The sequence below is a fragment of the Symbiopectobacterium sp. genome (genome assembly GCF_047692315.1).
GTDB lineage: Bacteria > Pseudomonadota > Gammaproteobacteria > Enterobacterales > Enterobacteriaceae > Symbiopectobacterium.
This window is the reverse complement of sequence record NZ_JBLLJS010000028.1, coordinates 178,182-190,296: the sequence shown is the minus strand read 5'-3', so window position 1 is coordinate 190,296 and position 12,115 is coordinate 178,182. Positions and strand designations below refer to the sequence as shown.

Annotated in this window: 10 protein-coding genes and 2 pseudogenes; 3 read left to right on the top strand and 9 right to left on the bottom strand. The window is 52.6% G+C overall.

The window, feature by feature from the left end:
• Nucleotides 1-50 precede the first annotated feature (50 nt).
• Both ACMZI0_RS17690 and ACMZI0_RS17685 read right to left on the bottom strand, forming a co-directional pair.
• A pseudogene (locus ACMZI0_RS17690) lies at nt 51-619 on the bottom strand (copper resistance protein NlpE N-terminal domain-containing protein).
• 46 nt (nt 620-665) lie between these two features.
• Nucleotides 666-1,212 (bottom strand): annotated as a pseudogene (locus ACMZI0_RS17685) (YaeQ family protein).
• A 313-nt stretch (nt 1,213-1,525) separates the two neighbouring features.
• Here ACMZI0_RS17685 and ACMZI0_RS17680 point away from each other — a divergent pair.
• The 3 genes from ACMZI0_RS17680 to ACMZI0_RS17670 all read left to right on the top strand — a co-directional run bounded on the left by ACMZI0_RS17680 (nt 1,526) and on the right by ACMZI0_RS17670 (nt 3,140).
• Nucleotides 1,526-1,726, top strand: a complete 201-nt coding sequence (locus ACMZI0_RS17680; protein WP_415673988.1) for a YaeP family protein — start codon at nt 1,526-1,528, stop codon at nt 1,724-1,726.
• Nucleotides 1,713-1,973, top strand: coding sequence for a Rho-binding antiterminator (gene rof / locus ACMZI0_RS17675; protein WP_415673987.1), 261 nt, complete (start codon nt 1,713-1,715; stop codon nt 1,971-1,973). The genes ACMZI0_RS17680 and rof overlap by 14 nt, the downstream gene beginning before the upstream one ends.
• 201 nt (nt 1,974-2,174) lie before the next feature.
• Nucleotides 2,175-3,140 carry a hypothetical protein gene (locus ACMZI0_RS17670; protein ID WP_415673932.1) on the top strand — a complete coding sequence of 322 codons (966 nt, stop codon included), beginning with the start codon at nt 2,175-2,177 and terminating at the stop codon, nt 3,138-3,140.
• A gap of 72 nt (nt 3,141-3,212) precedes the next feature.
• On the opposite strand, the gene tilS is transcribed toward ACMZI0_RS17670, so the two are convergent.
• The 7 genes from tilS to lpxA all read right to left on the bottom strand — a co-directional run bounded on the left by tilS (nt 3,213) and on the right by lpxA (nt 12,112).
• Entirely contained in the window at nt 3,213-4,541 is a 1,329-nt protein-coding gene (tilS, locus tag ACMZI0_RS17665) for a tRNA lysidine(34) synthetase TilS (protein ID WP_415673931.1), read from the bottom strand.
• Nucleotides 4,531-4,920, bottom strand: a complete 390-nt coding sequence (locus ACMZI0_RS17660) for a VOC family protein (RefSeq protein ID WP_415673930.1) — start codon at nt 4,918-4,920, stop codon at nt 4,531-4,533. The genes tilS and ACMZI0_RS17660 overlap by 11 nt, the downstream gene beginning before the upstream one ends.
• Nucleotides 4,921-5,025: 105 nt before the next feature.
• Complete coding sequence (accA, locus tag ACMZI0_RS17655; RefSeq protein ID WP_415673929.1) at nt 5,026-5,985, bottom strand: acetyl-CoA carboxylase carboxyl transferase subunit alpha; 960 nt, start codon at nt 5,983-5,985, stop codon at nt 5,026-5,028.
• Between the two features lie 12 nt (nt 5,986-5,997).
• A complete protein-coding gene (gene dnaE / locus ACMZI0_RS17650) occupies nt 5,998-9,480 on the bottom strand; it encodes a DNA polymerase III subunit alpha (protein ID WP_415673928.1) in 3,483 nt (1,160 codons plus the stop codon).
• An 87-nt stretch (nt 9,481-9,567) separates the two neighbouring features.
• On the bottom strand, nt 9,568-10,164 hold the full coding sequence (gene rnhB, locus ACMZI0_RS17645; protein ID WP_415673927.1) for a ribonuclease HII: 597 nt from the start codon (nt 10,162-10,164) through the stop codon (nt 9,568-9,570).
• Nucleotides 10,157-11,320 carry a lipid-A-disaccharide synthase gene (gene lpxB / locus ACMZI0_RS17640; RefSeq protein ID WP_415673926.1) on the bottom strand — a complete coding sequence of 388 codons (1,164 nt, stop codon included), beginning with the start codon at nt 11,318-11,320 and terminating at the stop codon, nt 10,157-10,159. The genes rnhB and lpxB overlap by 8 nt, the downstream gene beginning before the upstream one ends.
• Nucleotides 11,321-11,323: 3 nt before the next feature.
• Complete coding sequence (gene lpxA / locus ACMZI0_RS17635) at nt 11,324-12,112, bottom strand: acyl-ACP--UDP-N-acetylglucosamine O-acyltransferase (RefSeq protein ID WP_415673925.1); 789 nt, start codon at nt 12,110-12,112, stop codon at nt 11,324-11,326.
• Nucleotides 12,113-12,115 lie beyond the last annotated feature (3 nt).

Genomic DNA, 12,115 nt, shown 5'->3' with positions numbered 1-12,115 from the left:
GAGCGGCCTTTCTCTGGAGGCCGCTTTTTAATCTCGTAACGTTGGCGTTGTTACTCGTTACAGTGGGCTTGCGCTTTCATCTGAAACGGCGCACTGCTGGGTACCAGACTTTTTACCGTCATCCCCTCTTCCATCGAAGGCACAACGGCAAAATGGGCACTGAAGGTAAGCAGCACGGCTTCTCCCGGTGCACTGCGCACCTGCAAATAACGCTTTTCCATCACGATATTGTTTACCACCGGGTAGGTAACACCGGTAAAACAATCTGCGAATACCGCAGCATCTGCCATATAGCGGTACAAACCGCGCATCGCCATTGGGGTCGTCGGTAATGGCGCTTTGGTTACTATCTTATCCGCCGTGCGCGCCCATTTCCCATAGGTCGCAAACACGCGATTGCCAGGGCGATCGGTTTGATAGTGATGTTGCAGTATAAACGTGCCGTTTTCTGCCAGGATAATGAGGTATCAATACCCGCGCAATCTGCACAAGGCAGTACGCCACGATAACTCTGTACCATGGGCTGCAATGCTTCCTCACGCACCGGTTTTGGCGTATGGCAACCAATCAACGCAGCCGTCACAAAAACCAGTAGTAAGCCAAGCGCCATTTTTTTCAAGCGATTTTCCTCCCCCATCCTCTCCTGTCACCCAGGATCATGACGATTATTGGGCTGGTTGCCACTCGGCAAAAGTAATTTCCAGATTATTCTTATCATCAGACAGCCATACTGAACCATCCTGAATGGTCGCTTGTAAGATCATGGTGCGCTGTACTAATGCGGCCAAAGCCTGCAATTGGCGATCGTCTAAAAAGCGGACGGTAAGATTGCGATAAGGCCGCAACTTTTGCGCCATCGATTGCCACCAGACATGGGCTGCACGCTTACCGTAGACATATCAGGACAACGTGAGGAGACTGGTTACAGGCTTTTTTGATCCGGCGCTCATCCGGCAGCCCCAATTCAATCCACAGTTGCAGCGCCAGAGTGTCATCACATAACCAGATCTCCGGTTCATCATCGGCACATAACCCTTTGGTGAAACGTAAATTTTCATCCACATGGCAGATCCATGCCAGCAGCCGCAGCATCATGCGCTGTTCGGTTTCTGAGGGATGCTGCGCCAAGGTCAAACAGGCATCGTAGAAAAAAAAGCGGTCCAAATCCGCAATATTCACCGCGGCTTTATAAATCGTAGCTTTTAATGCCATCCAATATCCCTTCTCCGTCTGCGACAAGTGTACCTTGAGAATCGGCGAGGCGCACAGCATACCGACAATAATTCGGAAAACAGACCAGTCTCAATCTTAAGTATGGCGGATATAAAGATGAAAAGTGTGCGCTAACTGAAGCATTGCTTAACATCGGAATGCTGATATCCTGCTGATGCCTATGCTATAGTCCTTTTGATAACGAATACTTATTTTCATGGGATTATCTCCCCTTATTCAGCAAGAAAATGAGGCCAACGCGGCGACAACGAGCACAAAAGCCTGCGGTGTTGAGCTCCCAAGGGAGGATATTGTGCAGCAACGTTCTGAATTGGTTCGTCGTTTATACGCGGAGATCGCCAGCGGCAATCTGGGCTACATACCCGATGCATTAGGTTGTGTTTTGCAAACCCTGGATGGAATCGCAGCCAATGGAGACTTGCCGTCCACCGTCAGGGAACAAGCGGCCTTTGCCGCAGCTAACTTATTGGTGAGCGATTATATCAATGAGTAACGAATATCAACCCATCAACTGTGATGATTACGATAGCCTTGAGGCAACGTGCCAGCAGCACTTAACGTTGACTCTGGAGTTACGCAACGGCGAAACCCTCACAGGTAAGGCCAACGATATTGTCTCGCGCAAGCAAGTGGAGTATCTGGTGGTGGAAGAAAATGGCGTGCTGCGAGAGCTGCGTCTGGATCATATCGTGAGCTTCAGTAACCCGGGTATCGGCAAAGTGGTGGTCAGTGAGTCCTGATCGATAACATAGCCAGCACGCGATACAACGTTCAGTCAACGGACAACGCAGGTTGTCCGTTTTGCATTCAACGTAAAATGCCTTAACTTCTCCAAATAGCGAAAAATCAAACACCCCCCAGTAAATACCCGAGTGACAAAAGACTGCCCTCAGATAAATCTATATACGGAACAAGTCAGGTAATCAGTACGAGGGGGTTCTATGTGTACCGCGGGAATAAGTCACGATAATCTATTCAACTACCAGTTGTTAAACGAATGCCAGGCTTCAGCCTCCACGCAGATATCATCCCAGATAAATCCCGGTAAAAAGGTGTGGACAGAAAAACTAGAGCACATCGGTAACATCAGCAGTGAATTCATCAAACAAAAATGGGAGGGATTTCCTGCCCTACAGGATGCGCTGATCAAAACGGATTACTCCCGACATTTTGAGAGTGACCCAGCCACGTATCAAAAAATTTTGGAGTGCCAGAAAACGTTGCGCGAAATTGATCTGTGTTTTGTCGGGGACATCCTGGCACTGCACTATGACAAATCGTCGTTAAATCACATTACCCCTGAGTTGAAAGAAAAAATAAAAGAGATAGAAGCAACTACGGATTTGTTCTCCAGTACATTGTCAGACATCAAGAAGAGCGATCGAATCATTCATGGTGAAGCCACTCAAAAATGCTTTTTCTCCAGGCGGCTTATCGTCGGAATCGCGCTTTCAGTTGTCGGTATAGCGCTGGCCGCTACCGCATTTGTTCTTCCCATCGCCATTCCTGTTCTGGTTATTTCAGCACCACTATTGCTGGGTGCGCTGCGCGGATTGGGGTTATTGATTTCCTGCACCGATGGATCACTGAATATTCGCGATGCCATAAATAAATGCACACAGAAATCGATAAAAATGGAAGCAATTGAATTCACTGATACTTTTTCTAAACTACACGATTATTTGAATGATATTAAACTCATCGGTATGGTAAGTTTAGCCGCAAGAAAAACAGAATCACAGGCACTGAGCGACCACAACGCGTTTCCCTTTGATACCCAAAAAATGATTACAGACGAAATTCTGAAGTTACAAGAAACAGTGCAGCAACTACAAAAAGAAGTGGATAGCCTGAAACTTCAGCATCACATCCCGTCCCAAAAATTAACTTATAATCCAACGAATTAAAATTCATTGATGCCGTTTTGCATCGCTTCGTAGGGTCACCCATTTAGCGCTGATATATTCTCGCTATCAGCGCTAGGCCATGCTCCACGCCACCTGCCACGCAGTGGCATCATCCTGAACGTCGCCATCCCGCATCACAAAGACGCCAATCGCCGCGATCGGTTGCTCGTTATAGTACAGCAGGGGAACTTGTTCACGTTTCCAGGGAGGAACACCACATTCCTGCCACAGTTTTTTCGCACAACGGCCTCCGCTTCGCCCAACAATATGCAGTTTCCCTTTTAAGCCGAAACGTACACTCACCTGTTCATCAGGACGTGGGCGGCGAATGCGCGTTCCCTGGTCGGCCAACATTAGCGTGCCTAACTGCTGAGGAAGTTTCAGTGCGCCCAGCTCGGGTTGCCAGGGTAAAACAAGACTGACGACGCTGGCGCGCGTGACAACACAATACAACCGTTGACGAAAGCGCCGAATCTGCACTGCGCCCAAATGGAGCAGAGGTTCTGCATCCTGACAGCTGAGCGCCACATCCTGCCACAACCTAAGCAGTTGTTCACGCGAGGGCATCGTCACCTCACGCTCTCTCAGCCAACGCCGCAACAGAGCAAAACGGTGCAGTTCGCTCAGGGGGAGCAAGGCATCAACCGCCAACGCGCCTTCAGCGTTACACGCAGAATGAAGAGAGGCCGCCAGCAGTTCATCCAGCAGTTGTTCCTGTTCTGCGCATAGCCGCGCACTGCGCGCTACTGCATCAGGAAATGACGGCCAGCGCTGTTTTAGTAACGGCAGGACCTGCAAACGGAGAAAGTTGCGATCGTAACGATCGTCACGATTGCTCTCGTCCTCAACCCACGTTAATCGGTAATGATGTGCATAATCTTCAAGTTGCGCACGCGATACGCCCAACAATGGGCGCTTTAATAAATTCTGTCCCAACTGCCCCGTCGCCCCCATGGCTGAAAGCCCGGCGGGCCCGCTGCCACGCTTGAGCGCCAACAAGAACGTTTCACTCTGATCGTCAAGATGCTGTGCAGTAAGCAGAACCTCTTCAGGCAACAGATGCGTGCGCAGCGCCTGGTAGCGCACATCGCGTGCTGCCGCCTCAACGCCGCGCTCACGAGCATCCACCCTGACCGGCAGCACCGAGCAGGGAATTCCCCATTGCTGGCAGGTATGGACACAGTGTTGTGCCCAGCGATCCGCCTGTGCACTTAGCCCGTGATGGACATAGACAGCTCGCACAGCAAGCTCAGGGCGCTGCTGCATCAATTGATACAGCATATGCAACAGCACGCTGGAGTCCAGCCCACCGCTATAAGCGACCAGCACGCGCTGAAAACCAGAGAGTTGCGCCGCTACATTTTCCAGTAGCATTGCCAAGAATGTCTGCTCACTGCTCATAAAGCTCCAACGGTAATCCATCCGGATCGCGTAAGAAGGTGAAACGGCGCTGGGTAAATTCATCCATACGAATGGGCTCACATGCGACGCCCGCACGTTGCAGCGAATCGCACGCCTCATCGATATTTGCGACAGCAAAGGCAAGATGGCACAAGCCACACGCTTCTGGCTGAGTGGGTCGCGACGGAGGAGAGGGAAACGAGAACAGCTCGATATCGTAGTGCCCGTTTAATGTCAAGTCCCCCTTCCATGAATCGCGCTCCGCCCGATAAGTTTCTGCTAACAGCGCAAACCCGAGAATATCACAATAAAATGCCTTACTGCGCCCGTAGTCAGAGGCAATAATGGCAATATGGTGGATGGCGTTTAAAGCCAGCATGTGTGCTCCTTGCTTTGACAAAACGGTGATGAGAATAGCCGCATAATAGCAAAAAGTCCGCTTCCTTGCGGAAAGCGGGCTTTATTCAGCGTAATACTAATGGGATCAGCAGTAGCCGTAGTTCATTAAACGGTGATAACGGCGATCCAGCAACGCTTCTTTATCCAGTTCATCCAGCTCGCGCAAATCTGACAGCAGTTGCGCTTTCAGCGATGCCGCCATGGTTTCTACATCACGGTGCGCAGAACCCAGCGGTTCAGGAATAATGGAATCAATAAGATTCAGCTCTTTGAGACGCGGGGCAATGATCCCCATCGCTTCCGCCGCCAGCGGCGCTTTATCGGCGCTCTTCCACAGGATAGAGGCACAGCCTTCCGGTGAAATTACCGAATAGGTGCTGTATTGCAGCATGTTGACCTTGTCGCCCACGCCGATCGCCAATGCACCACCGGAACCGCCCTCACCGATCACCGTACAGATAATCGGCACGCTCAGGCCGGACATCTCACGCAAATTGCGCGCAATGGCTTCTGACTGACCACGTTCTTCAGCGCCAACGCCAGGGTATGCACCCGGGGTGTCGATAAAGGTGATGATCGGCAGATTAAAACGTTCTGCCATTTCCATCAGGCGCAGCGCTTTACGATACCCTTCTGGCGCAGGCATACCAAAGTTACGACGAATCTTCTCTTTGGTTTCGCGCCCTTTCTGGTGGCCAATCACCATCACAGGACGCCCATCCAAACGTGCGATGCCGCCAACAATCGCTTTATCATCAGCATAGGCGCGATCGCCCGCCAACTCATCAAAGTCGGTGAAAATATGGCTGACATAGTCCAACGTGTAGGGGCGTTGCGGATGACGAGCCAATTGCGCAATCTGCCAGGCACCCAGATCGGCAAAAATTTTCCGCGTCAGTTCAACGCTTTTTTCCCGCAGTCGTTGGATCTCTTCGTCCAGATTAATATCCAATTTTTCATCTTGACGGCTGACTGAGGTCAGCGAGTCAATTTTCGCTTCCAACTCTGCAATCGGCTGCTCAAAATCAAGAAAATTCAGACTCATAGTGTTCCTATTTTAGTCAAATTCCAGTTCCACCTGGGTGTTCCCCAGCAGCGTGCGCAAATCATTTAGCAGCACATCGGTTGGCGTCACACGCCATGCCGCGCCAAAACGTAACCGGGCGCAGGCATCCTCCCGCTGGTAGTAAAGGTGTACCGGGATCGTCCCCGATCGATGCGGTTCCAACGATTGACGGAGACGGTTTAATAGCTGGTCATCAATTTGCCTGTCAGTCAGCGAGATAGCAAGCCCGCGCGCATATTTTTCACGCGCTTCACTGATATCCATGACCTCGCGGGCCATCATTTTAAGGCCCCCGCTAAAGTCATCAAAGCTGACCTGTCCACTGGCAATCAAAATCCGATCTTTCTCAAGCAGATGCTGATACTTATCCAACGCTTCCGTAAACAACATCACTTCCAAACGACCGGAACGATCATCCAGCGTGCACACGCCAATGCGATTGCCTCGCTTGGTGACCATTACGCGAGCAGCCAGCACCAGGCCGACGGCCGTTGTTACTTTGCCCCGATCCGTCGGGTGCATGTCCTTTAAACGCAAGCCAGCAGCATAGCGTTCCATTTCCTTGAGATACTGGGTGATCGGGTGACCTGTCAGATAAAGCCCTAACGTCTCCCGCTCACCGTCCAACACCACCTGCTCCGGCCAGGGAGCAACCGTGCTGTAGGACTGTTCTACTTGTTCCGGCGCTTCCGCCAGCACACCAAACATATCTGCCTGACCGATGGCCTCGGCCTTGGCATGCTGATCGGCAGCCTTTAACGCATCGTTGAGCGAATTCATCAACGCGGCACGATGCGGCCCCAGCCGGTCGAACGCACCGGACATGATCAGTTTTTCCAGCACACGGCGATTCAGTTTCTTGATATCAGTGCGGGCACACAGATCAAACAGCTCGCGGAAATACCCACCCTGATTTCGCGCGTCAATGATCGCCTCTATCGGCCCTTCACCGACGCCCTTGATCGCCCCGATGCCATATACGATTTCGCCGTCATCATTAACGTGGAAATGATACAGCCCGCTATTAATGTCCGGCGGCAGGATTTTTAGCCCCATGCGCCAGCACTCATCCACCAGCCCGACCACCTTGTCGGTGTTGTCCATATCCGCTGTCATCACCGCCGCCATGAATTCAGCAGGATAGTGAGCCTTAAGCCACAGCGTTTGATACGACACCAGTGCGTAAGCGGCTGAGTGTGATTTGTTAAACCCATACCCGGCGAATTTTTCCACCAGGTCGAAGATCTTCATCGACAATTCGCCGTCGACGCCCATCTTCTTCGCCCCTTCCTCAAACGCGGAGCGCTGCTTGGCCATCTCTTCGGGTTTTTTCTTACCCATAGCGCGGCGCAGCATATCCGCGCCGCCCAACGTATAACCAGAAAGCCCCTGGGCTATCTGCATCACCTGTTCCTGATACAGGATGATACCATAGGTCGGCTCCAGCACCGGCTTCAGCGATTCATGCTGCCACTGAATATCAGGATAGGAGATTTCTTCACGTCCGTGTTTACGGTCGATAAAGTTATCCACCATCCCTGACTGCAGGGGCCCCGGACGGAACAGCGCTACCAGCGCGATCATGTCTTCAAAACAGTCAGGCTTCAAACGTTTGATCAGGTCTTTCATGCCGCGCGATTCAAGCTGGAATACCGCAGTGGTTTCCGAGCGTTGCAGCATATCGAAACTTTTTTTATCGTCGAGCGGGATGGCCGCGATATCAATCGGCTCGAGCCCCTGCTTGGCACGGCGGGCGTTAATCATCTCCAACGCCCAGTCGATGATAGTGAGCGTACGCAAACCCAGGAAGTCAAACTTCACCAGCCCGGCATATTCAACATCGTTCTTATCAAACTGGGTAACCGGGTGATTGCCTTCGGAATCGCAATACAGCGGCGCGAAATCCGTAATTTTGGTTGGCGATATTACCACCCCACCCGCATGTTTACCCGCGTTGCGCGTCACCCCTTCCAGCTTGCGCGCCATATCGATGAGCGCTTTGACTTCTTCGTCAGCGTCGTAAATTTCCTGAAGCTGCGGTTCGGCGGCAAAGGCCTTTTCCAGCGTCATGCCCGGATCGGGCGGCACCAGCTTGGAGATTCTATCGACAAAACCGTAAGGGTGGCCGAGCACACGCCCCACGTCGCGAATCACCGCCTTGGCCGCCATGGTACCAAAGGTAATGATCTGTGATACTGCGTCGCGCCCATACATATCAGCAACGTGATCGATAACCCGGTCGCGCTTTTCCATACAGAAGTCGACGTCAAAGTCAGGCATCGACACACGTTCCGGGTTAAGGAAACGTTCGAACAGCAGGTCGAATTCAAGCGGATCGAGGTCGGTGATTTTCAGTGAATAGGCCACCAGCGAGCCTGCACCGGAGCCACGCCCCGGCCCCACCGGCACATCGTTGTCTTTTGACCACTGGATAAACTCCATCACGATTAAGAAGTAGCCGGGGAATCCCATCTGGTTGATAACGTTCAGTTCAATTTCCAGACGCTCGTCATATTCGGGGCGGCGCTGCTTACGCACCTCTTCGTCAGGGAACAAGAAGGCAAGACGCTCTTCCAGCCCTTCCCGGGCACGTTTTACCAGAAAGTCCTCGGTGGTCATATCACCGGTCGGGAACTGGGGCAGGAAATACTCCCCCAGTAGGATGGTGACGTTACAGCGTTTGGCAATCTCTACGCTGTTAACCAGCGCTTCCGGGATGTCAGCAAACAACTCGCACATCTCGTCTTCGCTGCGCATATACTGCTGGGCGCTGTAGTTGCGCGGGCGCTTTGCGTCATCCAGCGTATAACCATCGTGAATAGCAACGCGAATCTCATGGGCATCGAAATCCTCAGCGCTGATAAATCGCACGTCGTTGGTGGCCACCAACGGCAGATGATGTTTAATGGCGAGTTCAATCGTCGGATGAAGATAGCTCTCTTCATCCGGGCGACCGGTACGAATCAGCTCCAGATAATAGCGGCCCGGAAAGTGTTCCTGGTAAAAAGCCAGGCTTTGCTCCACCAACGCCTGATTACCGCGCAGGATAAATTTGCCCACGTCGCCATGCCGTGCGCCAGAAATCAGCAGTAACCCTTTACCGTATTCAACCAGCCAGTCACGATCGATAGTTGGCCCTTCGGCACCGTAACCGCGCTGGTAAGCATGGGAGATCAGCAGGGTGAGGTTTTGGTAACCCTCGTTGTCCATGGCGAGGATCGTCAGCTGCGCGAGTTCATCGCCCAACAGATCGCTGGCAACCAGAACATCTGCGCCAACAATGGGTTTAATGCCCACACCGTGTGTGCCACCATAAAATTTCACCAAACCACACAGGTTGGTGAAATCCGTGATTGCCAGAGCTGGCATGCCCAGCGCGGCCGCCTTTTTTACCAGTGGCCCGACTTTTGCCAACCCATCGATCATGGAATAGTCACTGTGCACACGCAGATGGACAAAACGTGGTTCGGCCATATCCAGATCCTAGAAGTTGTCGAAAACAGCCCCACGTTACAAGCGAGGCACCGATGTTAACGCCAGATTGCGCGCGGTTGACAGGCTCTATGCCAGCCCCAGTACGCGTTTTACGGGGGCGAAACTGCGCCGGTGAAACTCAGTAGCGCCAAACAGAGCCAGTTTCTCAAGGTGATAAGCAGTCGGATAGCCTTTGTGCTGCGCAAAGCCGTACTCAGGAAAGCGGGCATCCAGTTCGACCATTTCCCGATCTCGCGTCACTTTGGCGAGAATGGATGCGGCACTGATCTCAGCAACGCGACTATCGCCCTTCACCACGGCCAACGCAGGCATCGACAACGGTGGGCAGCGGTTGCCGTCAATCAGCACGTAATCGGGCGTCAGGTGCAGCCCCGCCACTGCACGCTGCATTGCTAGCATCGTCGCATGCAGGATATTCAGTTGGTCAATCTCTTCTGGCTCGGCGCGTCCTAAACTCCATGACAGCGCTTTATCCTTGATCTCATCATAAAGCGCCAAACGGCGTTTTTCACTGAGCTGCTTTGAATCTGCCAGCCCGACAATCGGACGTTGCGGATCGAGAATCACAGCGGCGGTAACGACCGCCCCCACCAACGGGCCACGCCCAACTTCATCTACACCAGCAATGCGCTCAGCATCCGGATAGACAAAAACGTCATACATGGTTTACTTCACCTCGAGCCAATTCCAGCACTGCCTGTGCTGCCTGCGCATCCGCATCACACCGGATTTGTTGATGCAGCGCCAAAAAGGTCTCTTGCAGTTGTTTCACGTCATCCCCGCCTTCCAACCACGGGTTTAGCGCTGCCGACAGCTTGTCTGGCGTACACTCATCTTGCAGCAACTCTTTTACCAGCTCGCGCCCAGCCAACAAATTGGGCAGCGATACCCAAGGGGTTTTCACCAGCCGCTTTGCCAGCCAGAACGTAAACGGTTTCATGCGGTAGCCTACAACCATCGGGCATTTTGCCAGCATACACTCCAGTGCGGCAGTACCAGAAGCCAACAGTGCCGCATCGCTGGCAATCATCGCTTCACGCGCCTGACCGTCCAGCAAATGAACATCCAGTTCAGGAGCGATTTCTTGCTTGATGCGTTCAAACTGTTCACGCCGTTTGGCGTTAACCAGCGGAACCAATACCACCAAATCGGGGTAACGCTGGCGTAACAACTGAGCACTGCGCAGAAAATCCGCGCTCAGCATCTCGACTTCAGCCCCGCGACTGCCCGGCAGCAACGCCAGGCAATGGCGCTCAGGCGCTATGCCCAAATGCGCGCGCGCCGCCAGCTTGTCCGGCAGTAACGGCATGGCGTCGGCCATGGTATGGCCGATAAAGCGGCAAGGGACGTTAAAACGATCGTAAAACGCTTTTTCAAACGGAAGAAACGCCAATACCAGATCGGTAGCGCGCCCGATTTTGAAAACGCGTTTCTGGCGCCAGGCCCATACGGAGGGGCTGACGTAATGGATAGTGCGAATACCGCGCGCCTTGAGGCGACCTTCGAGCGTAATATTAAAATCTGGCGCATCAATGCCAACAAAAACGTCCGGCACGAGTTCGGTAAAACGCTGCGTGAGGTCGCGACGGATCGACAGCAAGCGCGGCAAACGTCCCAGCACTTCAACAATGCCCATCACCGCCAGCTCTTCCATCTCATACCAGGTTTCGCAACCAGCTTCCTGCATGCGCGGGCCGGCAACGCCGACAAAGCGGGCGTCGGGCATCTGACTTTTCAGCGCTCGAATCAGGCCCGCACCAAGAATGTCGCCGGAGTTTTCTCCGGCGACAATACCAATAACAAGGGGACGCGTTGACATGAATTACCGGATAATGCCACGAGTGGAACGGGTAAAGAAATCGATAAACGCTTGAACGGCTTGGTGATCTTTCGCCAGTGCTTCGATTTCCGGTTTAACCTCTTCCAAGGTTTTACCACTGCGATACAGCAGTTTGTAGGCGTTACGAATCGCCTGCTGGGTCTCTTTTTCGAACCCACGGCGTTCCAGTCCTTCAATATTAAGGCCGAACGGCGTCGCGTGGTTGCCCTGAGCAATGACGTATGGCGGCACATCTTGCGCCACGCCAGAACAACCGCCCACCATCACGTGTGCACCAATCACGCAGAACTGGTGCACCGCCGTCATGCCGCCGATGATAGCAAAATCATCCACTTCAACATGCCCGCCCAGCGTGGCATTGTTTGCCAAAATACAGCGGTTACCAATAACACAGTCATGGGCAATATGCGTGTTGATCATCAGCAAATTATCGCTGCCGACTTTAGTCAATCCACCACCTTGTTCCGTACCGCGATGAATCGTGACGCTTTCACGGATACGGTTACGATCGCCGATCTCTACGCGGGTCGGTTCACCGGCGTATTTCAGATCCTGATTTACCTCACCAATGGAGGAAAATTGGTAGATCTCATTATCACGGCCGATTTTGGTGATCCCATTAACCACAACATGGGATTTTAATACCGTGCCTTCGCCGATCTCGACTTGAGAACCGACATAGCAGAACGGACCAATGTGCACACGAGCGCCAATAATGGCACCGTCTTCAACAATGGCGCTGGGATGAATAAAGGCGGTTTGATCAATCACGTT